The 22,193-nt window shown below is 70.8% G+C and carries 21 protein-coding genes and 1 pseudogene; 15 read left to right on the top strand and 7 right to left on the bottom strand.

What is annotated here, in order from left to right; all coding sequences use genetic code 11:
* Positions 1 to 284 precede the first annotated feature (284 nt).
* Positions 285 to 974: a DUF4389 domain-containing protein gene (locus AB0D93_RS15040; RefSeq protein ID WP_362119160.1), complete on the bottom strand. Its 690-nt coding sequence runs from the start codon at positions 972 to 974 to the stop codon at positions 285 to 287.
* A gap of 332 nt (positions 975 to 1,306) precedes the next feature.
* On the opposite strand from AB0D93_RS15040, the gene AB0D93_RS15035 reads away from it, so the two are divergent.
* On the top strand, positions 1,307 to 3,607 hold the full coding sequence (locus AB0D93_RS15035; RefSeq protein WP_362118873.1) for a SpoIIE family protein phosphatase: 2,301 nt from the start codon (positions 1,307 to 1,309) through the stop codon (positions 3,605 to 3,607).
* Between the two features lie 72 nt (positions 3,608 to 3,679).
* On the opposite strand, the gene AB0D93_RS15030 is transcribed toward AB0D93_RS15035, so the two are convergent.
* Positions 3,680 to 4,597, bottom strand: a complete 918-nt coding sequence (locus tag AB0D93_RS15030) for an NADP-dependent oxidoreductase (protein ID WP_362119157.1) — start codon at positions 4,595 to 4,597, stop codon at positions 3,680 to 3,682.
* 403 nt (positions 4,598 to 5,000) lie between these two features.
* Here AB0D93_RS15030 and AB0D93_RS15025 point away from each other — a divergent pair, with 403 nt between their 5' ends.
* From AB0D93_RS15025 to AB0D93_RS15015, 3 genes and pseudogenes are all read left to right on the top strand, one after another.
* On the top strand, positions 5,001 to 5,315 hold the full coding sequence (locus tag AB0D93_RS15025; protein WP_362118870.1) for a hypothetical protein: 315 nt from the start codon (positions 5,001 to 5,003) through the stop codon (positions 5,313 to 5,315).
* A gap of 73 nt (positions 5,316 to 5,388) precedes the next feature.
* Complete coding sequence (locus AB0D93_RS15020; RefSeq protein ID WP_362118867.1) at positions 5,389 to 6,054, top strand: hypothetical protein; 666 nt, start codon at positions 5,389 to 5,391, stop codon at positions 6,052 to 6,054.
* 364 nt (positions 6,055 to 6,418) lie between these two features.
* Positions 6,419 to 6,700, top strand: a pseudogene (locus tag AB0D93_RS15015) (MFS transporter); the annotation flags it as partial.
* Positions 6,701 to 6,702: 2 nt separating this feature from the next.
* Here AB0D93_RS15015 and AB0D93_RS15010 read toward each other — a convergent pair.
* Positions 6,703 to 7,725, bottom strand: coding sequence for a Ku protein (locus AB0D93_RS15010; protein WP_362118864.1), 1,023 nt, complete (start codon positions 7,723 to 7,725; stop codon positions 6,703 to 6,705).
* A 63-nt stretch (positions 7,726 to 7,788) separates the two neighbouring features.
* Between AB0D93_RS15010 and ligD the strand changes: the two genes are divergently transcribed.
* A complete protein-coding gene (gene ligD, locus AB0D93_RS15005) occupies positions 7,789 to 8,676 on the top strand; it encodes a non-homologous end-joining DNA ligase (RefSeq protein WP_362118861.1) in 888 nt (295 codons plus the stop codon).
* Between the two features lies 1 nt (position 8,677).
* On the opposite strand, the gene AB0D93_RS15000 is transcribed toward ligD, so the two are convergent.
* The gene (locus AB0D93_RS15000; protein WP_362118858.1) at positions 8,678 to 9,481 is read right to left on the bottom strand and encodes an NERD domain-containing protein; all 804 of its coding nucleotides are present in this window, start codon (positions 9,479 to 9,481) and stop codon (positions 8,678 to 8,680) included.
* Positions 9,482 to 9,581: 100 nt separating this feature from the next.
* Here AB0D93_RS15000 and AB0D93_RS14995 point away from each other — a divergent pair, with 100 nt between their 5' ends.
* The 6 genes from AB0D93_RS14995 to AB0D93_RS14970 all read left to right on the top strand — a co-directional run bounded on the left by AB0D93_RS14995 (position 9,582) and on the right by AB0D93_RS14970 (position 15,683).
* The gene (locus AB0D93_RS14995; RefSeq protein WP_362118855.1) at positions 9,582 to 10,091 is read left to right on the top strand and encodes a protein phosphatase; all 510 of its coding nucleotides are present in this window, start codon (positions 9,582 to 9,584) and stop codon (positions 10,089 to 10,091) included.
* A 111-nt stretch (positions 10,092 to 10,202) separates the two neighbouring features.
* Positions 10,203 to 10,979 (top strand): hypothetical protein, encoded by a 777-nt coding sequence (locus AB0D93_RS14990; RefSeq protein WP_362118852.1) that lies wholly within the window; start codon positions 10,203 to 10,205, stop codon positions 10,977 to 10,979.
* Positions 10,976 to 12,226, top strand: coding sequence for a HAMP domain-containing sensor histidine kinase (locus AB0D93_RS14985; RefSeq protein WP_362118849.1), 1,251 nt, complete (start codon positions 10,976 to 10,978; stop codon positions 12,224 to 12,226). The genes AB0D93_RS14990 and AB0D93_RS14985 overlap by 4 nt, the downstream gene beginning before the upstream one ends.
* 75 nt (positions 12,227 to 12,301) lie before the next feature.
* Complete coding sequence (locus AB0D93_RS14980; RefSeq protein WP_362118846.1) at positions 12,302 to 13,663, top strand: FtsW/RodA/SpoVE family cell cycle protein; 1,362 nt, start codon at positions 12,302 to 12,304, stop codon at positions 13,661 to 13,663.
* Positions 13,664 to 13,686: 23 nt separating this feature from the next.
* A complete protein-coding gene (locus tag AB0D93_RS14975; RefSeq protein WP_362119154.1) occupies positions 13,687 to 15,144 on the top strand; it encodes a penicillin-binding transpeptidase domain-containing protein in 1,458 nt (485 codons plus the stop codon).
* A 44-nt stretch (positions 15,145 to 15,188) separates the two neighbouring features.
* Positions 15,189 to 15,683 (top strand): DUF3291 domain-containing protein, encoded by a 495-nt coding sequence (locus AB0D93_RS14970; RefSeq protein ID WP_362118843.1) that lies wholly within the window; start codon positions 15,189 to 15,191, stop codon positions 15,681 to 15,683.
* Here AB0D93_RS14970 and AB0D93_RS14965 read toward each other — a convergent pair.
* Both AB0D93_RS14965 and AB0D93_RS14960 read right to left on the bottom strand, forming a co-directional pair.
* Entirely contained in the window at positions 15,667 to 16,521 is an 855-nt protein-coding gene (locus AB0D93_RS14965; protein WP_362119151.1) for a hypothetical protein, read from the bottom strand. The genes AB0D93_RS14970 and AB0D93_RS14965 overlap by 17 nt on opposite strands.
* Before the next feature lie 49 nt (positions 16,522 to 16,570).
* On the bottom strand, positions 16,571 to 17,680 hold the full coding sequence (locus tag AB0D93_RS14960) for a ferritin-like domain-containing protein (protein ID WP_362118840.1): 1,110 nt from the start codon (positions 17,678 to 17,680) through the stop codon (positions 16,571 to 16,573).
* A 123-nt stretch (positions 17,681 to 17,803) separates the two neighbouring features.
* Here AB0D93_RS14960 and AB0D93_RS14955 point away from each other — a divergent pair, with 123 nt between their 5' ends.
* The 4 genes from AB0D93_RS14955 (at position 17,804) to AB0D93_RS14940 (ending at position 20,942) form a co-directional block, all read left to right on the top strand.
* Positions 17,804 to 18,742 carry a diiron oxygenase gene (locus AB0D93_RS14955; protein ID WP_362118837.1) on the top strand — a complete coding sequence of 313 codons (939 nt, stop codon included), beginning with the start codon at positions 17,804 to 17,806 and terminating at the stop codon, positions 18,740 to 18,742.
* A 67-nt stretch (positions 18,743 to 18,809) separates the two neighbouring features.
* Positions 18,810 to 19,466, top strand: coding sequence for a TetR/AcrR family transcriptional regulator (locus AB0D93_RS14950; protein ID WP_362118834.1), 657 nt, complete (start codon positions 18,810 to 18,812; stop codon positions 19,464 to 19,466).
* Entirely contained in the window at positions 19,453 to 19,773 is a 321-nt protein-coding gene (locus AB0D93_RS14945; RefSeq protein WP_362118831.1) for a hypothetical protein, read from the top strand. Before AB0D93_RS14950 ends, AB0D93_RS14945 begins: the two co-directional genes overlap by 14 nt.
* A 119-nt stretch (positions 19,774 to 19,892) precedes the next feature.
* Positions 19,893 to 20,942 (top strand): C40 family peptidase, encoded by a 1,050-nt coding sequence (locus AB0D93_RS14940; protein WP_362118828.1) that lies wholly within the window; start codon positions 19,893 to 19,895, stop codon positions 20,940 to 20,942.
* Here the strand turns inward: AB0D93_RS14940 and AB0D93_RS14935 are convergent.
* Positions 20,915 to 22,168, bottom strand: a complete 1,254-nt coding sequence (locus AB0D93_RS14935) for a styrene monooxygenase/indole monooxygenase family protein (RefSeq protein ID WP_362118825.1) — start codon at positions 22,166 to 22,168, stop codon at positions 20,915 to 20,917. The genes AB0D93_RS14940 and AB0D93_RS14935 overlap by 28 nt on opposite strands.
* Between the last annotated feature and the right edge of the window lie 25 nt (positions 22,169 to 22,193).

The following is a 22,193-nucleotide window of genomic DNA, read 5'->3' as shown; positions in this document are numbered from 1 at the left end:
GACGCTCACCGGGCGACTTCTGACATCCACGGCTGACTGTGAGGAGGTTGGTGGTGACGCCCGAGGCGGTTCTGACCCGCCGCTGACCGACCGCCGCGCCAGAGGACAGCAGCCGGCGGAGCGGCCGCTCACCCTTGCCGCTCCGCTGCCACGTCCTCCACGTTGGCCGGTCTCCGCCGTTCTCACGAATCACGACACCCCGACGGTTCGCCTGGACTCTCAGGTCGTTGACCGGCGGGCCATGGGGAAGTGCCGAGCGCCGGCTCTTGGCCGGCGACGGAGATTCACCCGCCGCTCGCTGGCTGTGTCGCTGCCGCCATGGGCTCGCTCCCTCCCATGTCCAGCCGGAACGGAGGGTATGTATCGGTCATGAGAAACGCGTAGACGAGCACCCTCAGCGTCCAGCGCAGCAGGCCGATGAGGAAGTCGAACAGACCCCGCGGGTAGCGACCAGTGAACGTCAGGATCACCACCGCGATCAGAGAGAGCAGGCCGATGAGTCCGGAGGAGAACGGACTGTAGTGGTCGAGGTACCGGCACACGCTCCCGCCGCTGCTCATCAATATCGCGATCACCAGCAACTGTGGGATGACCAGCAGCCACTTGACCAGAACCAGCCCGCGGGACAGCCGCTTGGGATAGGTGACATCGACGCGGATCGGGTAGCCGGGCACGTCCTTGAGAGTGAACGGCGGATACCTGTCGGTGCCCAGCACTGCGGAGGCGTAGTAATTGACTCGCGTACTCCAGCGTATGACACCGACATTGAAATCGAAGAGCGGTCGGGGATAGCGACCGCTGATGAGGATGCTGAAGAACGCGACGATGCTCAGCAGCAGGAAGGCGATCCACAGAAAGAACAGGACGATGGAGTGCGGGATGGCGAGGATCCACTTCACCAGCCATTTCCATCGGGTGAGCCGGGGGTCCAGGGTCGCTTCGACGCATAGGGGATGGGCGGAAGTGGGAAACATCTCTGCCACATACTTTCTTGTACGAATAGGGGAAAGGTGTGTCCCGTAAATCGCATGTCCAGGAGTGTTCCGGACGGTGCGAACGGGCCACTGGCTCTCTGTGAGCCGTATCCCCATGGGATCCCGGAAATCGAATCGCGTCATGCCCCTGGATCGCGTGGCACGAGATCACGTGACTTGACCTATGCCGGCGGACCCGGTAAGCCACGCACGGCTACTCGGCCCCATCCGGCCGCCTCTGAATCGCTGAAACCGGCACCTGACATCAACGACGGCGGACGCATGAGGATTGCGGTGGTGCCATAGGGCCATAGGGAGCGGGTGCGCCGCCGATGACACGGCGGTCCGGCGGCGGTCGAGCGGCGTCAAGACGACAGCCTGCCCGCTGTCCACGCCAAGCGTCTGCGTCGACGTGCAGGCTCGTGGCGTGGTCCCCCCGAGACCGCTGGACCCTCCGGAGCCGTGTGGGCAGGTTCGAATCCTGTCGGGGGCACTCGCCCAGGATCAGCAGCAATCAAGTGCTGACCAGGGCGGATGCCGACATGAACGAGCGGGCGACAGTCTCGCTGTCTCCCGCTCACCCGTCGGCCACCACCCTTCGCGGAGACATCGCGACAAATTACGCGAAGATGGTTGAGAGGCGGTTTTTGGTGCGTTCCAAGGAGTCACGGATGGACGCCTCGGGCGAGTTCGTTCGAAGCGGTGGCCCTTCGGCTCTCCTGGCCGTGGACGGTGTCGTGCGCAGCCTCAATGCGGCGATGGCCAGGGCTCTGGGCAGGTCGGTTGAGCAGTGCGTGGGTCGTGGGTTGGTTGATCTGATGCCGGTGAGCCAGCGGACTGCGGTCGAGAGTCTCGTGGCCCACGCCGCCACGACGAAGACGATCGTGATGCGGGTGCTGGAGTTCCCCGGGGCGGGCGCACCCGTCGTCTGCCTGGTCGAGGCGCGACCCGTGAAAGATCCTGCGGGTGGCGAACCGCTGGTGCGGATGCGCTCGTTGGACGCGGGCAACGACCTGGGCGGTCTGGTGATCCCGTTCCGGTTGGCGGCCGCGGCCGCGAATCTCGGGCTGTGCATGTATTCACCCCAGGAGCACCAGCTGGAGTGGCTGGGTGGCGCGCCCGCCTTGGCGACGCTGTTCCCGGAGGCCTCCATGCCGTTGTCCAGGGTGGTTCGGCGAGTCCACCCTGACGACCGCGGGGCTCTGCGGCGGCTCGCGCGTTCGACCGCCGCCCGGTCCCCCTGGATCACGTTGCGATTCCTCACCGAGCGCGACGGCTGGCACCTGCTGGCCTGCCGGGCCCGCCGGATCCAGCTGGGGGACGGCGGCCCTGAGCGGGTCTTCGGAGTGATCCGTGACGACACCAAGGGGGAAGCGCGCCGGCGCAGAGCGTTGGTCGCGCTGAGTGCTGAGCGGCAGCGAGCCGCCGAGATCGCGGCCTTCGCCTCCGCCGTGATGACCGCAGTCACGGAGCAAGAGGTGCAGCAGGTCGTCCTGACCCGGCTCGCCGCGACCTTCGGCGGTACCGGTGCCGCGCTGGCGTTCAGCACGGAAGGCCGCCTGCGCGTCTCCTCCGATGCCGGCATCCCGATGCCGGTGGCCGCCCTGCACGGCCTGCCGCTGGACGCCCCCAGCGCGCTGCCCCATGTGATCCGCACCGGCGAGCCGCAGTTCATACCCAACCGGGAGGACTACATCCGCCGCTGGCCGCACGGGGCCATGGTGCCGTACTTCGACGAGCTCGACTCCGGTTACGCCATCTCGATCGCCTCCCTCGACCCGGTCGGCGATCAGCCGCTCGCGGCCTGGCTGGTGACGTACGACAGCGAACACCACTCGTCCCCGGATGAGCGGGCCCTCATGGCCACTCTCGCCGACCTCGCAGGCCAGGCACTGAAACGCGTCAGGTTGCAGGAGGCACGGGTCGAGCTGGCGACGGCGCTGCAGCAGACCATGCTCCCCACGCTGCCCGAGCACCTGCCGGGCCTGGTCGTCGCCGCCCGGTACCGGCCGAGCCAGGACGGGCTGGACATCGGCGGAGACTGGTACGACGCCTTCGTCATGCCTGACGGTGCGGTCGCCGTGGAGATCGGTGACACCCAGGGGCACGACGTGGACGCCGCTGCAGCCATGGGACAGGTGCGCGCCTCGATGCGCGCGATAGCTGCCCGCGAACCGGATCCCGCAACCGTGCTGACACGCACCAACGAGCTGCTCGTCACCATGGACGCGACACGTTTCGCCAGCTGCACCATGCTGCACATCGACCCGGACGACGGACGGGTCACCGGTGCCAGCGCCGGTCATGTGCCGTTGCTGTACGCACGCGACGACGGCTGTCACAGCGTCCGTGAGCTGCCGGGCGGCCCGGTGCTGGGGGTCCTGCCCGACGCCGATTACCGCAAGGGAATCTTCACGCTGGACAAGGGTGCCGCGCTGGTCATGGTCACCGACGGCGTGGTCGAAGGACCGGGGCTCACATTGGACGCCGGGTTGGAGCGAGCCGGGACACTGATCGGCGCGGCCCTCCACGACGGACTGAGCGTCGAGGAGACCGCCGACCGCCTCCTCGACGCCGCGGTCGCGGTGGACCACCTCGACGACGTGGCCGTGCTGGTCATCCGGCGTACGTGACCGCGTCAAGCCTGCGGGGAGTCATCGATCGGCCGATGCCGACGCTGCTGTCGCTCATCCGCAAAGGCGTCCTCATGGACGAATGCGGATGATCGTCTTTCCTTTGCGTCGCTCGGTCGGATTGAGGGCGGAGACGGCATCGTCGAAGGCCGAGACGTTGTCGATGTTCGTCCGCAGTCGTCCGTCCTGCACCCGGCGGGCGATCTCGCTCAGTTGGGCGCGATCGGACTCGACGACGAAGTCGACCGCCAGGCCGTCGGCGGGTCGTGCCTCCGGCGGGCCGACGATGGACACCAGCGTTCCTCCGGCCCGAACCAGGCCCGCGGACCGCTTCCCGATGTCGCCGCCGATGCCATCGAGCACCAGATCGACGCCGCCGACCTCTTCCAGGCCGTCGTTCTCGAGGTCGACGAACTCCTTCGCGCCGAAGTCGAGCACCGTCTGACGGTCGGCGGCGCGTCCGGTGCCGATGACGTACGCACCGAACTCACGCGCGAGCTGCGTCACCATCGACCCGACTGCGCCGGCCGCACCGTGCACGAGCACGCTCTGCCCCGCCCGAAGGCGGCCGTGCTCGAACAGTCCCTGCCACGCGGTCAGGCCCGAGATCGGCAGGCTCGCGCCCACCGTGAAGTCGACCTCGCCCGGCAGCGGCGCGAGGTTGCGCGCCTCGACGGCCGCGTACTCGGCCAGGGTGCCGTCGCGGTACCAGTCCGTGATGCCGAACACCCGCTGCCCCACCGACAGTCCGGTCGTGCCGTAGCCGAGGGCGGTGACCACTCCGGCCAGCTCGTGCCCAGGGATCGACGGTGTCCGGTCACGGTCGACGCGATCGGTCCAGGTCGAGGGCCACTCCAGCTCGGTCGGGACGAATCCCGACGCATGAATCCGAACGACGACGTCGTTTATCGCCGCCTGCGGCTCGGGCCGCTCCACCAGCGTCATCCCGGCCGTTCCCGCAGCCTGGTCCGTCACCACGATCGCTTTCATGGGAATTGTCTCCTCGGGCATGTGTCTCTTCGGTGGAAATGCCGCAGGGATGGAAGGACTGTTCGACATCACCTCGGCGGGGGCCACAGGACGCGGCCGGCCGGTCCGGTCAGCGCCGGCCGGACTGCTGTTCGCTCGTCGTCATGTCTCCGACCCTAGGAACGGAGCAGCCCAGGAGTACGGTCCATTTCCATCGTAAATCCGTGGGCCACTCAGGGGGTTGGCCTGCATGGCCGGCCGACCGGGCCGGCCAGGCCCGGGCCGGTCGGCCCGGTCGGCCGGGCCTGCTCGATGGGCTGCGACGTCCTGCCGAGCGTCGAGGCATTGCCGAAGACCCTCGCCGAAGACCCTTGCCCACGGTCACCCGCCGCAGGAAGATCCCTTTCGGATCGAGGGAGACGTGATGCTGCGGTTCATGGACTGGTCCGTGGTCGTGTTGGGCTGTGCGCTGGTCCTCGGTGGCCTCGCCGGCCGGTGGTGGGAACGGACCCGCGTCCGGAAGACCGAGTCCCCCGATGAGGGCATGCGGCTCCTCTGGTCATGGTTCCCCTTCGTCATGGGCCTGGGGATGATCTGCGCCAGGGTGCCTGGCCTGTTGCGCGCGCCCCACCTCGTCGTAGAGGTCTTCGACGCGCTCAACTTCGTACTGGCACTCACGGCTCTGGGCTTCATCCTCAGGCTGGGGCGCCGCTTCCTTCGCGCGCGCGGCACCACGTGACGGCTGTGACGGCCCTCCCGGCCGGGAGACGGGCATCTTCCACGCGTTCAGAGGCGTGCGCTTGGATGGGCGGGTGACCGTTCATGACGTTGCTCGGCAGTTGCCGGAGGTGGCAGTCCTGCGAGAGCACTGCCGCTCGCTGGCCGTCCTGGAGGCGGTCCTTAGCCCTGAGTGGGCGGACCGGTACCACTCCTTCGACGACCACTGGTCCGAGAGGGAGTCGATGGCCTCGATGCGGAACGGATCGGGCGACGAGTACTCGATCGTTTTCTCGCCCGCCGGTGCCTACGTCCGGGGATTCGCTCACGAATCACCTATGAGCCCTTATGCGGAGGACGGGCCATGGCCAGGAGTGCTCGATGAGGTCCCTGAGGCCTTCCGGCCGTGCGTGGAGGAGCCGGCGTTCTCGGATGAGGACGGGATGCCTCTCGTCACGGCGTGCATGTGGCGAGAGACGGGCGACGGCGGCTGGGCAGCGGGGACGATCGACTTTCCCGGCGAGGCGTCGGGAGATCCCGACGGCGCCGGGCACCTCTTTCAACTGTTGGTCGATCGCTCGCCGGAGGCGTTCCAGCGGTGGGCCGAGGACTACTACGAGGTTCCGGTCAGCCTGGAAGCCGTTCGGCACGTCTTCTCCTCGCGCTCTCTGACCGAAGAAGTGGCCCGTGCGTTGAACCCGGAGATCGTCCTGGCAGACCTCGCGGAGGACATTTCCGATATCGGATATCCGATGGACTGAGACAGGATTCCGCCCGGCCGCCGACGACCGGTGACCGGTGCTGCGGTAACGACAGGTGTGCTGAAGACACCCTGTCCCAAAAGGCCCGTCGGCCCGCCGGCTGAAGTGGTGCCGGCGTCGGCCTCGGCCATGCGCTTGGCCCCCGCGCGGCCCGCCGTCCGGAACTGGCGGGCCAGCGCCCCTGAAGGCGCCGTCGCGGGGTAAACGGAACCTACGCCTCCGTGAGGCAAAACGGAAGGCCTTGTTTTCCGGCCTCACTCGGCGGCCGCATATCACCCACCAGAAGGCGGTCACCCGCCTCCCTTTCTCTTCAACCTGGACAAATACGGGCATTTCACACTTACGTGACCGTCAGGAGCGCGCCGGTGTCGCGGTCGGGGCGGTGGTCTCGGTCGGCGTGGCCGCGGTGAGCGATGTCGCGGGCCCCGCGCGCCGCCCGCTCGGCGCGCTGCTCGCCTCCTGCGCCATGGTGCTCGGAGCGGGGCTCGGTCCGCTGCCGGCCGAGGTGCTGTCCGAGGTGCCGTCCGAGACACTGCCCGCGCCGACGGTAACCGTGTTCGCGGTGGAGGCGGTGCTGCTGGGTACGGCGGTCGCCGTGATGCTGCGGATGCCGGTGGGGCGGCCCGCGACGAACGGTGCCGGGGCCCCTCAAGCCGACCGCTTGCGTGATGCGGTCTTCTTCGCTGTCGTCTTCTTCTCCGTGCCCTTGGAAGCCGCCGCCTTCTTCGCACCCGTCGTCGGCTTGGCGGTCCTGGCCGTGGACTTGCGTGCCGGCTCCGCCTTCTTCGCGGCGGCGGTCTTCTTCGCCGTGGACGTCGACTTCTTGCCGTCCGTCGTCTTCGGCGCGGCTCTCCGCTGCAGGGATCTGACCTCGGCCGCTGCGGCGGCCGGCGCCTCGCGCGATTCCCGGGCCGCCCGCACGCTGTTCTCCAGTGCCGCCATCAGGTCCAGCACCTTGCCCCCGGCGGCCGGCTCCGGCGCCTGGGGCGGGGCCTCGCCGGAGGCCTTCGCGGCGATGACCTCCTCCAGCGCCTCCCGGTACTCGTCGTGCAGGTCCTCCAGGTCGACCTCGCCGAGGGTGTCCATCAGGGCGTCCGCGAGGTCGAGTTCCTTGTCCCGGATGCTGACGGAGGCGTCGGGGGCCACGCCCTCCGGCGCGCGGACCTCGTCCGGCCACAGCAGGCCGTGCATGGCGATGGCGTCGCCGACCACCCGCAGCATGCCGAGCCGCTCCCGGCCGCGCAGCGCGTACTTGGCGATGGCGACCTTGTTGCTGCGCTTGAGGGCCTCGCGCAGCAGGGTGTACGGCTTGGCGGCCGGGGCGCCGGCGGCGGCGAGGTAGTACGCCGCTCCCATCTGGAGCGGGTCGATCCGGTCGGCCGGCACGAAGGCCACGATCTCGATGGTGCGGGCGGTCGGGATCGGCAGGTGGGAGAGGTCGTCGTCGGTGATCGGGATGATCGTGCCGTCAGCGTCCTCGTACCCCTTGCCGATCTCGCCCTGGCCGACCTCCTGGTCGTCGAGTTCGCACACCTTGCGGTAGCGGATGCGCCCGTTGTCCTCGGTGTGGATCTGACGGAAGGAGATCGCATGGCTCTCCGTGGCGTTCACCAGCTTGATCGGGATGCTGACGAGCCCGAAGGAGATGGCGCCGTTCCATATCGACCGCACGTGCCGCACCCTTCCCTAGGCCGATTCCACCGCTTTCAGCGGTTTGTCTGGGATTGTCATCGTATGACGCCTATCACAGAGGTGGAGGGGCGGCGGGTCGCGCTCAGCAACCTGCAGAAGGTGCTGTATCCGGAGACCGGCTTCACCAAGGCGGAGCTGGTGCACTACTACGCGACCAGCGCCGATGTGCTGCTGCCGCATCTGCGCGACCGGGCCGTGTCCTTCCTGCGCTATCCGGACGGCCCCGAGGGCCAGCTGTTCTTCACCAAGAACGTGCCGCCGGGTACGCCCGAGTGGGTCACCACGGCCGAGGTGCCGCGGTCCTCGGCGGACGGTCCGGCCCGGATGGTCGTCGTACAGGATCTGCCGAGCCTGGTCTGGGCGGCGAACCTGGTCACCGAGTTCCACACCCACCAGTGGCTGGTGCAGAGCCCGGACGAGGCCGACCGGCTGGTCTTCGACCTCGACCCGGGGGCGCCCGCGAACGTCGTCCACTGCTGCGAGGTGGCCCTCTGGCTGCGCGAGCGGCTCGCGGCCGACGGGATCGAGGCGTACCCGAAGACGGCCGGGTCGAAGGGGCTGCACCTGCTGGCGGCGGTGCGCGGGGGCGGTTCCGAACGGACGAGCGAGTACGCCAAGGCGCTCGCCGTGGAGGCCGAGCGGGCGATGCCCCGGCTGGTGGTGCACCGGATGACGAAGAGCCTCAGGCCGGGGAAGGTGTTCGTCGACTGGAGCCAGAACGCGGCCCGCAAGACCACGGCCACGCCCTACACGCTGCGCGCCCGCCGGGCCCCGCTGGTCTCGGCGCCGGTGACCTGGGACGAGGTCGCCGACTGCCGCAGCCCGGACCAGCTGGAGTTCCGGGCGGAGGACCTCGCGCCGCGGCTCCAGGACCTGGGGGACCTGATGGCACCCCTGCTGGACGCGGAAGCGGCGGCGCCCCTCCCCTGACCTACAGCCTCCCCCAGGTGTTCCGGTCCCTGGCCATCCCGTGCAGCGCCTCCACGTCCGCCGGCTTCAGCACCCCGCCGAACCGGGCCAGGCCCGCCAGCTCGGTGTCCTGCACGATCCGTACCGCCCGCGGCCGCTCGGTCACCGTCACCTCGGCGGGGCCCGCCAGGGCCAGCACCGGGCGCACCTCGGCGGTCAGGGCGTGGGAGGCCCGGTCGGCGAGGGCCCGCAGCCGGCGCAGCAGCGGCTCGGCCTCGCGGCGGCCCACGCGGACCATCGGGTCGGCGACCAGGACCCGGGCCTTGCGGGCGTACAGGGCGTGTACGGCGTACAGGCCGCCGGGGCCCAGCAGCAGATGGTGGATGCGGTCGCCGCCGGGCAGGACGATGGAGTGCAGGGTGTGCCAGCCGGCGCCCTCAAGGCCGTCCAGGGCCGTGCCGACCGTCTCCTCGGCGGCCAGGGCGCGCCGGCGCGGGTCGGGGCGCAGCCGGTGGGCGGGGCCGGGGTCGCGGTCGAGGGCGACGAGCAGGGCCTCGCCGGGGCGGTTGGGTGCCAGGTCGTCGTCGGGATGCAGGGCCAGCCGGACGAGTTCCGCGGGGGTCGGCACCGGGGGCGGGCCGACGGTCACCGGGCCGGTCAGAAACGGTTTCAGGGCACCGAGTACGTCGTCGCCGCAGCCCTCGCCGAGCAGGTTGACCCGGCCCGTCTCACGGTCGTACCAGGCGACGTTCGATCCGTCCGGGCGGCAGACGTACAGCCGTTCCCGGCCGTGCCGATAGGCCGGCACCACGCGCAGTGTGCTCATGCGCCATCACCCCTCGACCATGGGAACAGGCAGGGTGCTCCCGGGGCAAGACCGGTTACCGTGGAGGGCGGCCCCGCGAGGGGGAGTTGGGGAGGCGCCGTTGCGGATCCGCGGAAAGCAGCCCGACGTACCGGCTCCGGAGAGCCCGTGGAACGAGATCGTGCCCGGCCTATGGATGGGCGGGCACGAGTTCCGGGGCCGCTCGGGACGGCCGGAGCTCGCCGTCGTACGAGACGAGTTCGATGTGGTGCAGACGCTGCTGCGACTGCCGGGGTACGGCCCCGATCCGGGGGTCGAGCACCATGTGTGGCCGATTCCGGACGGCCCGCTGGACGGGACCCAGCTCGCCGGGGTGATCCGGCTGGCCCGCGCGGCGAACGAGGCGCTGGACGCCGGACGACGGGTGCTCGTGCGCTGCTACCACGGGTACAACCGCTCGGGCCTGGTCGTCGCGCACGCCCTGGTCCAGCGCGGGCGCGCCTCGCCGGACGAGGTGATCCAGCTGATCCGGGCCCGGCGCTCGGCGTGGGCGCTGCACAACGAGTTGTTCGTGGAGTACCTGCGTGCGGGGCTGTCGACCGTGCGGCTGCTGGAGGAACTGGCCGAGTAGCCTCTCTTCCAGCGTCACCCTGACGGGTGCAAAAAGGACTTACATACGAATTTCCTCGTCTACACATAAGGTGTACGGGGCCCCCACCGACCCCGACACCCCAGGAGCACCGTGCCAGCCCGCCGTCCCGCGCGCACCGCCGTCACCGCGGCCGCCGTCGCCCTGCTGTCGGCGACGGCGGTGGCCTGCGGGGACTCCGGCGGGCTGCGGGGCGCGGGCGCGACGGCGACCGCCATCAGCCCCGCCAGGCTCTGGCCCGGCCTGCGCCCGGCGTCCAGCCCCGCCTACCCCTACGACGTGGCGACCCGGGCCGTCGTCAAGGGCGTCACGGTCCCGGGCGACGACATCCGCGCGGCGGACCCGGTGGACGTGGTCGAGGCCGAGATCAAGGCGCATCCGGACGACTACGGGTCGAAGGGGGCGTACCACGGGACCGTGGACCGGCTGAAGTACTGCCGGCCCGGCGCCGACCGGGCCCGCTGCCCGCTGCTGAAGCCGTACTACCGGGACCTCACCGGTGACGGCCGGAACGACATGACGCTCGGCTTCCGGCTGTACCCGACCAACCAGACGGCCGTGCGGGTCTACACCGTCGAGAAGCACAGGCTGGTGCAGGTGCTGGCCGACAACGACGCGATCCTCGGGGTGGAGCTGGCCGGCCGGTCCCTGATCGAGCGCTCACCGGCCGACATCTCCGGCTACGAGTACCGTACGACCTGGGTGTGGGACCCGGGGCAGCGGGCGATGGTGTTCTCCCGCGACGAGTACCTGCACACCGGTGACGGCCGGCACGCCAAGAAGCCCTCGGCCTCGCCGTCCGCCTCGCCGTCCGCCTCCGGTTCCTCCCCCGCTGCCTCCTCCGCCGCCTCTTCCGCGAGCGCGCGATGAGGGTCGCGCTGCCCCGCTGGGCCGGACCGCTCGCCGTGAAGGCCGCCGCGTTCATCACGGTGATGTGCTGCGCGCTGGCCGCGCTGCTCGGCGTCCTGGTGCACGTCTCGGTGACCAACCAGACCGTCGGCCAGGCTCGCAGCCTGGCCCTGTCCCGCCTCGCGGACGCCACCCAGGCGTACGAGGCCGGCGACACGCTGCTGCCGAACGCGGGGGTGGACCCCGAGGGGCTGCCCGCGCCGCTGCGGACGCTGGCGGCGGCCGGTGAGCGCGGCACCATGGTCTCCGCCCACCACGGACGGCCGACCATGTGGGCGGCGGGCCCGGTCGCCGGGCACCGGGCGCTGGCCGTGGCGGTCGACTACTCGCAGCAGTCCCGCACCATCGCCGGGCTCGACAACTCGATCCTGTGGTCGTCGGGGCTCGCGATCGGGGCGACGGTGCTGGTCGGCGTGTTCGCGGTGACCCGGGTGACCCGGCGGCTGCACGGCACCGCCCGGGTGGCCCGGCGGATCAGCGCGGGCGACCTGGACGCCCGCGTCGACGACCCCCTCACCAAGGACCCGTCCCGGCCGCAGGACGAGGTGGCCGCGGTGGCGGCGGCCCTGGACTCCATGGCGTCGAGCCTGCAGAGCAAGCTGCTGAGCGAGCAGCGGTTCACCGCGGACGTGGCGCACGAGCTGCGCACCCCGCTGACCGGGCTGCACGCGGCGGCGGAGCTGCTGCCGCCGGGCCGGCCGACCGAGCTGGTGCGGGACCGGGTGGCGGCGCTGCGCACCCTCACCGAGGACCTGCTGGAGATCTCCCGGCTGGACACCGGGCGGGAGAAGCCGGCGGTGGACACCGAGGAGCTGGGGGCGCTGGCCCGGCGGGTGGTGCGCGCCTCGGCGACCGACACGGAGGTGCGCGTCCTCGCCGACGCGCGGGTGGAGACCGACCGGCGGCGGCTGGAGCGGGTGCTGGGGAACCTCGTGGCCAACGCGCACAAGCACGGGGCACCGCCGGTGGTTCTGACGGTGAACGGGGCGGTGGTCACCGTACGTGATCACGGGGCCGGGTATCCGGACTATCTCGTGGCTCACGGGCCGCAGCGGTTCCGTACGGAGGGCGGGGCCACCGGGCACGGGCTGGGGCTGACCATCGCGGCGGGGCAGGCGGAGGTGCTGGGAGCGCGGTTGTTCTTCGGCAACGCGGTGGACGGCGGGGCCGTTGCCACGCTGGTCCTGCCCGTGGCGGACGGGCGGTAGGACCCGGCGCGTCCGCGCCACGCTGGTGCCGGTGGGCACCCCACACAAGCCGCCCTATTTGGGTAGGTTCCGGGCATGACCAAGGCCGGAACCACCGTGGCGGCGGCGCAGACTCCCGCACCCGCCGTACGCCTCCCCCGGCGCCGTGGCATCGAACTCGCCCTGATCCTGCTGGCCGTACTGCTCTCCGTGTACGGCTACTGCGCCGTCGGCCTGGCGCGGACCGGTACCGTCCCGCCGGGCGCGGTCGGTTACGGTGCCGGGCTCGCCGTGCTCGCGCTGTTCGCGCATCTCGTGGTGCGCGTCCGGGCGCCGTACGCCGACCCGCTGTTCCTGCCGATCGGTGTGCTGCTCAACGGGCTCGGACTGGTCCTGATCTACCGGCTGGACCTGGAGACCCCAAGCGACCAGGCGGCCCCGGCCCAGCTCGAGTGGTCCACCCTCGGGATCGGGCTGTTCATCGCCGTCGTGCTGGTGCTGCGCGACCACCGGGTGCTCCAGCGGTACGCGTACGTGTGCGTGGCCGCCGCGCTCGGACTGCTCGCGCTGCCGATCGGGTTCCCCGCGGTCAACGGCGCCCGTATCTGGGTGCGTGTCGCCGGATTCTCCATCCAGCCGGGCGAGTTCGCGAAGGTGCTGCTCGCGGTGTTCTTCGCCGCCTATCTGGCCGCCAACCGCAGCGCGCTCGCGTACGCGGGCCGCAGGCTGTGGCGGTTGCAGTTCCCGACCGGGCGGGTGCTCGGGCCGATCGTGACGATCTGGCTGCTCAGCGTCGGAGTGCTGGTCCTGGAGCGGGATCTGGGCACCTCGCTGCTGTTCTTCGGGCTGTTCGTGGTGCTGTTGTACGTCGCCACGGGGCGCACCGGCTGGATCGCGGTCGGGCTGCTGCTCGCCGTGCTCGGCGCGGTGGCGGTGGGGCGCCTGGAGCCGCATGTGAACCAGCGGATCGAGGACTGGCTGCATCCGTTCGCCACCATCGAGGCCGGGCAGGGCCCCAACCAGCTCTCCCAGTCGCTGTTCGCCTTCGCGGCGGGCGGAGTTCTCGGCACCGGGCTCGGGCTCGGCCACTCCATCCTCATCGGCTTCGCCGCCAAGTCGGACTTCATCCTGGCCACGGCGGGCGAGGAGCTGGGGCTCACGGGCCTCGCGGCGATCTTCCTGCTGTACGCCCTGCTGGTGGAGCGCGGCTACCGGGCCGGCCGCGCCCTGCGGGAGCCCTTCGGCCGGCTCCTCGCGGTCGGGCTCGCCTCGATCCTGGCGCTGCAGGTGTTCGTCATCGCGGGCGGGGTCACCGGGCTGATCCCGCTGACCGGCATGGCGATGCCGTTCCTCGCCCAGGGCGGCTCCTCGGTGGTCACCAACTGGGCGATCGTGGCGCTGCTGATCCGGGTGAGCGACTCGGCGCGCAGCCAGTACGACGGACGGGAGGCACCGTGAGCGACTACGGCGGCGGGCGGCCGATGGCCCGCTACATCCGGCACGCCAGTGCGTTCAGCGCCCTGCTGCTGACGGCACTGCTGGTCAACGCGGCCCGCGTGCAGGTGGTGCAGTCGGGCGTCTACGACGGCAACCCCGCCAACCGGCGTGCCACGATCGCCCGTTACGGTCAGCCGCGCGGCGACATCCTGGTCGGCGACGAACCGGTCACCGGCTCCGTGGACACCGGCGAGCAGTTGCGCTACGAACGCAGCTACCGCAACGGCCCGTTGTACGCGCCGGTCACCGGCTTCGCCTCGCAGTCGTACGGCACCACGTTCCTGGAGCACGCCGGGGACGGGGTGCTCTCCGGCACGGATCCGATGCTGTCGCCGCTGCCGCTGTGGAACGACATGACGCGTGGACCCGGTCCGGCCGGGAACGTCGTCACCACGCTGAACCGGCGGGCACAGGAGGCGGCGTACCGGGGGCTCGCCGGACGCAAGGGCGCGGTGGCCGCGATCGAGCCCACCACGGGCCGCGTCCTGGCGCTGGTGTCCAGTCCGTCGTACGACCCCGGGGTGCTGTCCGGCAACGGCGAGGCGGTGGCCTCGGCGTGGGCGCGGCTCAACCACGACCCGGAGAAGCCGATGCTCAACCGGGCGGTACGGCAGACCTATCCGCCGGGGTCGACGTTCAAGGTGGTCACCGCGGCGGCGGCGCTGGACGCGGGGCTGGTCACCGACGTGGACGCGCGTACCGACTCCCCCGACCCCTACCGGCTGCCGGGCACCACGACCCGGCTGACCAACGAGGCCGACGGCTGCCGGGACGCCTCGCTGCGGTCGGCCTTCGAGTGGTCCTGCAACACGGTGTTCGCCAAGCTCGGGGTGGACGTCGGGGTGCGGAACATGGAGGCCACGGCACGGGCGTTCGGGTTCAACGACCCCGGGTTGCGGATCCCCTTCTCCGTGTCGCCGAGCACCTTCGACACGCGTGTGGACAGGGCGCAGCTGGCGCTGTCCTCGATCGGGCAGTACAACACGCGGGCCACGCCGCTGCAGATGGCGATGGTCGCGGCGGCCGTCGCGGACCGCGGTCAGCTGCGGTCGCCGTACCTGGTGGAGCGCACGACCCGGCGCGGCGGGGAGACGGTCGCCGGGAGCGGGGCGCATCCGGTGCGGCAGGTGATGAACGCCTCGACCGCCGAACGGCTCAAGGAACTGATGGCCGACGTGGTGCACGAGGGCACCGGTACGCGGGCGGCCATCCCCGGTGCCCTGGTCGGCGGCAAGACCGGTACCGCGCAGCACGGGATCGGCAACTCCGGTGTGCCGTACGCCTGGTTCGTCTCCTGGGCGCAGGCCGAAGCCTCCCTGGACCCGCAGGTGGCGGTCGCGGTGGTGGTGGAGGACGCCTCGGCGCACCGGGGCGAGATCAGCGGCGGCGGGAACGCGGCGCCGATCGCACGGGACGTGATGCGCGCGGTTCTCGGCAAGTGAGACGGGGATTCCGCCGGCGAGCACGGCCGACCTACCGTTCGGTCATGACCGATGCGCCCGCGTACGAACTCGCCGAAGTCAACATCGCCCGCCTCAAGTTCCCTTTGGACTCACCTGAGTTGAAGTTCTTCGTCGACTCGCTCGACCCGGTCAACGAGGCGGCGGACGCCGCGGACGGCTTCGTCTGGAGGCTGCAGAGCGACTCCGGCAACGCCACCGACATCCCGGTCCTCGGCGACGAGTGGCTGATCATCAACCTGACGACCTGGCGGGACCTGAACGCGCTGACGGCGTTCATGTACCAGGGCCTGCACCGGGAGTTGCTCTCCCGGCGCAGGGAGTGGTTCGAGCAGCTCGCGGAGGCGGTGACGGCGGCGTGGTGGGTGCCGGCCGGTCACCGCCCGACCGTGGCCGAGGCGGAGGACCGGCTGCTGCACCTGCGCGAGCACGGCGCGACGCCGTACGCCTTCACCCTGCGGACGTCGTTCCCGGCGCCGGGGACGCCGCAGGAGACGGCCGAGGTCAGCCGACCGGCCTGAGCATCTCGGAGCGGACCTTGACGGTGTGCCGGGCGGCCGCGTCGAGGTCCACGTCGGACGGGTCGGGCGCCGGCAGGGCGGCCTCGCCGATGATGGCCGCCGTGTTGCCGTCCGCCCAGGCGCAGACCGGGTAGGTGATCGTCACCAGGGACGCCTTCTGGGTCAGCACCTCGCAGCTGATCGTGACGTCGGAACCGGAGGGGGTGACGTCCTTCGGCGCCTGGTCCACGGTCACGCTGTCGGCCTCGGTGGCGCCCTTGAGCATGTTGCGCCGCACGGCGTCCTTGTTCTTGAAGCGGCCGTACATGCCGGACACCAGCAGCATGCCCTTGCTGCTGTCACCGCCCGGGCTGTAGCGGGCGGTGACGGCGTGGATGTCCTTGGCGTCCCAGGCGCCGTCGGCCTCCTTCTCCACCTTCTTGCCCTCGGTGTCGGACATGTCCTGGGCGAGCTCGTACTTGCCGTCGAGCAGCGTCCTGGGCAGCGTGAGCTTGTTCTTCGCCGCGGGGAAGCCGCTGCTCGCCGCCATCCCGATCAGGACGAGCACCACGACGACCGACACGACGGCGCCGCCCACGATCCCGAGGACGAGCCCGACCCGCCGCTTCTTCGGCAGGGGGGCCATGGGCGGCGCCCCCCAGGCCGGGTACGGCTGCTGTGCGTACGGCTGGGGCGGGTACGCCTGCTGCTGCGGGTACGGGGAGCCGTACGGGCCGGGAGCGGCCTGCGGGGGCTGCTGGCCGTACGGGCCCGGGGCGGCCTGCGGGGGCTGCTGGCCGTACGGGTACGGCGGCTGCTGGGGGCCGTTGGGGTACGGCTGCTGCGGCGACGGAGGCATGGACACGCCAGCACGCTACTGCACCCGGGTGACAGGCCCGACGGCCGCCTCAGCTCTCCGCCGCCCCCGACTCGATCGCCTCCCGCACCTCCGCGACCCGGTCCCGCTCCTCGGCCGCGAAGCGTTCGGCGTCCAACCGCTCGGCCAGTTCCTCGTCCTGGGCCATGAGCAGGTCCAGATTGGCGTCGCCCATCTCGAACACGCCCATGTCCACATAGGCCTGCTGCAGCCGCTTGCCCCACAGCCCGATGTCCTTGACGCAGGGCACGATCCGGCTGAAGAGCAGCCTGCGGAACAGCTGGAGGAACTCGGAGCGCTCACTCAGCGCCTCCGCCTCGGCCTTGGGGATGCCGAAGTTCTCCAGCACCTCCGCGCCCCGCAGCCGGTCGCGCATGAGGTAGCAGCCCTCGATGACGAACTCCTCGCGCTCGCGCAGTTCGGCGTCGGTGAGCTGCTTGTAGTAGTCGCGCAGCGCGAGCCGGCCGAAGGCCACGTGCCGGGCCTCGTCCTGCATGACGTAGGTGAGGATCTGCTTGGGCAGTGGCTTGTCGGTGGTGTCCCGGATCATCCCGAACGCAGCCAGCGCCAGGCCCTCGATGAGGACCTGCATGCCCAGGTACGGCATGTCCCAGCGGCTGTCGCGCAGGGTGTCCCCGAGCAGGGACTGCAGGTTGTCGTTGATCGGGTAGACGAGCCCGATCTTCTCGTGCAGGAAGCGGCCGTAGATCTCGGCGTGCCGGGCCTCGTCCATGGTCTGGGTGGCGGAGTAGAACTTGGCGTCCAGGTCGGGCACCGACTCCACGATCCGCGCCGCGCAGATCATCGCGCCCTGCTCGCCGTGCAGGAACTGGCTGAACTGCCAGGAGGCGTAGTGCCGGCGCAGGTCGCCCTTGTCCTTGTCGGTGAGCCTGTCCCAGTACTTGGTGCCGTACAGGGACATCATCTCGTCGGGCGTGCCGAGCGCGTCGTACGGGTCGACCTCCAGGTCCCAGTCGATGCGCTGCTGCCCGTCCCACTGCTTGTCCTTGCCCTTCTGGTACAGGGCGAGAAGGCGTTCGCGGCCTTCGTCGTACTCCCAGCTGAAGCGGGCCGCGCCGCTCGCGGGCACCTGCCAGGTGGAGTCACCGGGGTCGTTGGCGTACAGGTCTTGGGTCGGCATACCTCGCAGGCTCACACGTAGACGTGAAGTCAACAAGTCACGCGCAGGGGATTGACGACCTTGCTGACAAGCAGTCTCATAAGAGCCAGGACGACTACCCCCGGGTAACGAGGTGAGGGAGCCATGACGACCCTGACGGAAGCGGACGCGCTGGACGGTCTGCGCGACGCGCTCGGCCTGCTCAAGGACCGGGAGCAGGTGGCCGAACGGCTGCTGGTCTCCTCCGCCAAGCACTCCTTCGACCCGGACAAGGAGCTGGACTGGGACGCGCCCTTCGAGGAGGGCAAGTGGTTCTGGCCGCCGGAGCTGGTGTCGCTGTACGACACGCCGATGTGGAAGCGGATGAGCGAGGAGCAGCGGATCCTGCTGTCCCAGCACGAGGCGGCGGCCCTGGCCTCGCTCGGCATCTGGTTCGAGATCATCCTGATGCAGCTCCTGGTCCGGCACATCTACGACAAGGCGGCGACGAGCGCGCACGTCCGGTACGCCCTCACCGAGATCGAGGACGAGTGCCGGCACTCGAAGATGTTCGCCCGGCTGATCTCGCACGGCGGCACGCCCTGGTACCCGGTGAGCCGCGCCCACCAGAACCTCGGCCGCCTCTTCAAGACCATCTCCACCACCCCCGGCTCCTTCACGGCCACCCTCCTCGGCGAGGAGGTCCTGGACTGGATGCAGCGGCTGACGTTCCCGGACGAGCGGGTCCAGCCGCTGATCCGGGGCGTGACGCGCATCCACGTGGTCGAGGAGGCACGCCATGTCCGGTACGCCCGCGAGGAACTGCGGCGCCAGATGGTGACGGCGCCGAAGTGGTCGCAGGAGTTCACCCGGGTCACCTCCGGCGAGTTCGCGCGGGTGTTCTCGGTCGCCTTCGTGAACCCCGAGGTGTACACGAACGTGGGACTGGACAAGCGGGAGGCGATGGCCCAGGTGAAGGCGAGCGGACACCGCAGGGAGGTCATGCAGACCGGCGCCCGGCGGCTGACCGACTTCCTGGACGACATCGGTGTGCTCAGGGGGGTCGGGCGGCGACTGTGGAGGTCGTCGGGCTTGTTGGCGTGACCGACCGGCCACGGCGGACCGGCCGACGACGGACGGTCCCCTGAGCGGAGCGATTAGGCTGCGGTCCATGACCCCGGCCGCCACCCCCGCCTACCGCCGACTCAGTGTCGAGGAGCGGCGAAGTCAGCTGCTCGGCGCCGCCCTGTCGCTCTTCGCCCACCGCGCCCCCGAGGACGTGTCGCTGGACGACGTGGCGGAGGCGGCCGGAGTGTCGCGCCCCCTGGTGTACCGGTACTTCCCGGGCGGCAAGCAGCAGCTGTACGAGGCCGCGCTGCGCTCCGCCGCCGAAGAGCTCCAGCTGTGCTTCGACGAGCCCCGCAAGGGACCCCTGCTGCCCCGCCTGTCCCGCGCCCTGGAGCGGTATCTGGCCTTCGTCGACGAGCACGACACCGGCTTCAGCGCGCTGCTCCAGGGCGGCAGCGTGGTCGAGACCTCGCGGACCACGGCCATCGTCGACGGGGTCCGCCGGGCCGCCGCCGAGCACATCTACAGCCACCTCGGGGTCGCCGACCCCGGCCCCCGGCTGCGCATGACCGTCCGGACCTGGATCACCGCCGTGGAGGCGGCCTCGCTGATCTGGCTGGACGAGGACAAGCAGCCCCCGGTGGAGGAGCTGCGCGCCTGGCTGGTGGAACAGTTCGTGGCCGTCCTCACGGTCACCGCGGCCCGGGACCCGCAGACGGCCACCGTCGTCGGCGAGCTCGCCGAGGATGGCCGAAACTGAAGCCGTGAAGAGTCAGGACACCCCCTTCGAGGGCGGCCCCATGGACGGGCGCGTGCTGCCGGTCATGGTCGGGCCCACCGGGCACCCCCCGAAGACCTACCGCATCCCCGTCCCGGCCCCGGACGGCGGCCCGCCCACGGTGCTCGTCTACCGCCGTGTGCCGCGCGGCCACAGCAGGCGGCTCGGCCTGATCCAGGGATGGAAGTACGCGTACGACCCGGACGACACGTCCGGCGGGAAACTCAGGTGGCCCTGGTCGAAGCCGGGCACCACGCCGCACGGCGGGCCGGGCTCCCCGGACGAGTGACAGGCCTGCGCCGAATCGCGCACGCCGGGCGCGCGCCACACGGATACATCTGATTATCGCGGTGCGATAGGAGGTGAACAGCCCGCCCACCGGGACCTCCCCGCACCCGAGGTGATGATGTGTCAGGAATGCTACTGCGCCTGGCCTGTACGGCCACCGTGGCGGCCCAGGCCGTCCTCGTACCCGCACCCGCCGCAGCCGCACCGGAGCCGCAGCGGTCCGTGTCCCAGCTGCTGACGGCCCTCCAGCAGCTGTACCGGCAGACCGAACGGGCCACCGAGACCTACAACGCCACGGCCGAGCAGCTGGAACGGCAGCGCGCGGAGGTGTCCCGCCTCGACGGCGAACTGGCCCGCGCCCGGCTCGCCCTGCAGGACAGCAGGACCGACGTCGGACGACTGGCCCGCCAGCAGTACCAGAGCACCGACGGTCTCGGCCCGTACGTCCGCCTGCTCCTCTCCCCCGACCCGCAGCACGCGCTGGACGAGGGCCACGTCATCGGCGAACTGGCCCGTGAGCGGGTCCGGACGGTGACCCGGCTGACCGCCACGGAACGGCAGCGGGACGCCCTCGCCCGGGCCGCCCGCAAGGCGCTGGACACCCAGCTCGTCCTCGCCGACCGGCAGAGGAAGCAGCGCGACGGCGTCCAGGCCGAGCTGGCCGGCGTGGAACGCCTGCTGGCCACCCTCACGCCGGCCCAGCTGGCCGCCGTCGCCGCCCTGGAACAGCAGGGCGTCACCACGGCGCAGCAGAGGCTCACCACCGCGGGCGCCCTTCCCGCGAACCGTCCGGCCTCGCCCGCGGGCGCCCGCGCGGTCCGCTACGCCCTGGACCAGCTCGGCAAGCCGTACGCGTGGGGCACCGAGGGCCCCGGTTCCTACGACTGCTCGGGCCTGACCGCACAGGCGTGGGGGCACGCGGGCACACCGATCCCCCGCACCGCCCGGGAGCAGTGGCAGCACCTGACAAGGATCCCGTTCAGCGAACTGCGCCCGGGGGATCTGGTGGTGTACTTCCCCGACGCGACACACGTGGCGATGTACGTGGGCAACGGCGAGGTCGTACAGGCACCGCGCCCCGGAGCGAACGTCGAGGTGTCACCCCTGGCGTCCTATCCGGTGCTCGGTGCCGTACGCCCGGATCAGGCTCCCGCCACCGACGCCAGGTAGGCCTCGGTCTTCTCGGGCTCGTAGAAGAAGTTCTCGAAGTCCGCCGGGTCGTTGAACGCGTTGGCGAACCGGTCGGCGACCGGCTGGAGCTGGCCGGCGGCGCCGATCAGGTTCAGGATGTGCTCCGGCGGCGGCGCCAGCATCGCGTTCGTCCACTTGGTGACGTGCTGGGCCGTGTTCCAGTACCGGTCGAACGTGCTCTGCATCCACTCCTCGTCGAACTCCTTCTCCCCGTGCTCCAGGATCGACGCGAGATACGACGCCGCGCACTTGGAGGCGGAGTTGGAGCCCTGGCCGGTGATCGGGTCGTTGGCCACGACGACATCCGCGACGCCGAGGACCAGGCCGCCGCCGGGCAGCCGGCCGACGGGGTTGCGGACCGTCGGGGCGTAGCGGCCGGCCAGTGTGCCGCCCGCGTCGGTGAGTTCGACCTTCGTCGCCCGCGCGTACTCCCAGGGCGTGAACTTCTCCATGAGTTCCAGGGTCAGGGAGAGGTGCTCCGCCGGGTCCTTGACGCCGTTGAAGACGTCGAGCGGACCGCCGGGTATGCCCTCCCAGAACAGGATGTCGGCGCGGCCGGACGTGGTCAGCGTGGGCATGATGAACAGCTCGCCGACCCCGGGGACCAGGTTGCAGCGGACCGCGTCGAACTCGGGGTGCTCGGGGCGCGGGCCGAGCCCGTGGACGTACGCCACGGCCAGCGCGCGCTGCGGCTCGCTGTACGGCGAACGCGAGGCGTCGCGGCCGAACATCTGGACCAGCTCGCCCTTGCCGGCCGAGACCAGGACGAGGTCGTAGGTGCGGGAGAAGTAGTCGAGGTCCCCGACCGCCGCGCCGTGGATGACCAGCTGGCCGCCGCGCTGCGCGAACGTCTCCATCCAGCCGGCCATCTTCACCCGCTGGTCGACGGACTGCGCGTACCCGTCGAGCCTGCCCACCCAGTCGATCGCCCGCTGTGTGGGCCCCGGGTCGTGCGAGCCGGGGGCCGCGACGGAGACGCCGAGCCCCTCGATCTTCGGGGCCTGGGACTCCCAGAAGTTCAGCTGGAGGTCGCGCTCGTGCTGCAGTGCCGTGTGGAACATGCACTGCGTCGACATGACCCGTCCGGTGCGGATCTCGTCCGCGGTCCGGTTCGACATCAGGGTGACCTCGTAGCCGTGCGACTGCAGGCCGAGGGCGAGCTGGAGACCGGACTGGCCGGCTCCGACGACGAGTATCTTCCGCATGCGGGTGGGGACTCCTAACGGGTAC

The organism is Streptomyces sp. NPDC048191 (assembly GCF_040652655.1).
GTDB lineage: Bacteria > Actinomycetota > Actinomycetes > Streptomycetales > Streptomycetaceae > Streptomyces.
Note: the sequence above shows the minus strand (reverse complement) of the source record. Positions and strands in the feature narration are given on the sequence as shown.

Bases quoted from the DNA above. Each gene is read 5' to 3' on its own strand.
- AB0D93_RS15040 (WP_362119160.1), bottom strand. From the start codon at position 974: ATGTTTCCCACTTCCGCCCATCCCCTATGCGTCGAAGCGACCCTGGAC.
- AB0D93_RS15035 (WP_362118873.1), top strand. From the start codon at position 1,307: ATGACACGGCGGTCCGGCGGCGGTCGAGCGGCGTCAAGACGACAGCCT.
- AB0D93_RS15030 (WP_362119157.1), bottom strand. From the start codon at position 4,597: ATGAAAGCGATCGTGGTGACGGACCAGGCTGCGGGAACGGCCGGGATG.
- AB0D93_RS15025 (WP_362118870.1), top strand. From the start codon at position 5,001: ATGCTGCGGTTCATGGACTGGTCCGTGGTCGTGTTGGGCTGTGCGCTG.
- ligD (WP_362118861.1), top strand. From the start codon at position 7,789: ATGACGCCTATCACAGAGGTGGAGGGGCGGCGGGTCGCGCTCAGCAAC.
- AB0D93_RS15000 (WP_362118858.1), bottom strand. From the start codon at position 9,481: ATGAGCACACTGCGCGTGGTGCCGGCCTATCGGCACGGCCGGGAACGG.
- AB0D93_RS14985 (WP_362118849.1), top strand. From the start codon at position 10,976: ATGAGGGTCGCGCTGCCCCGCTGGGCCGGACCGCTCGCCGTGAAGGCC.
- AB0D93_RS14980 (WP_362118846.1), top strand. From the start codon at position 12,302: ATGACCAAGGCCGGAACCACCGTGGCGGCGGCGCAGACTCCCGCACCC.
- AB0D93_RS14975 (WP_362119154.1), top strand. From the start codon at position 13,687: ATGGCCCGCTACATCCGGCACGCCAGTGCGTTCAGCGCCCTGCTGCTG.
- AB0D93_RS14970 (WP_362118843.1), top strand. From the start codon at position 15,189: ATGACCGATGCGCCCGCGTACGAACTCGCCGAAGTCAACATCGCCCGC.
- AB0D93_RS14965 (WP_362119151.1), bottom strand. From the start codon at position 16,521: ATGCCTCCGTCGCCGCAGCAGCCGTACCCCAACGGCCCCCAGCAGCCG.
- AB0D93_RS14960 (WP_362118840.1), bottom strand. From the start codon at position 17,680: ATGCCGACCCAAGACCTGTACGCCAACGACCCCGGTGACTCCACCTGG.
- AB0D93_RS14955 (WP_362118837.1), top strand. From the start codon at position 17,804: ATGACGACCCTGACGGAAGCGGACGCGCTGGACGGTCTGCGCGACGCG.
- AB0D93_RS14950 (WP_362118834.1), top strand. From the start codon at position 18,810: ATGACCCCGGCCGCCACCCCCGCCTACCGCCGACTCAGTGTCGAGGAG.
- AB0D93_RS14945 (WP_362118831.1), top strand. From the start codon at position 19,453: ATGGCCGAAACTGAAGCCGTGAAGAGTCAGGACACCCCCTTCGAGGGC.
- AB0D93_RS14935 (WP_362118825.1), bottom strand. From the start codon at position 22,168: ATGCGGAAGATACTCGTCGTCGGAGCCGGCCAGTCCGGTCTCCAGCTC.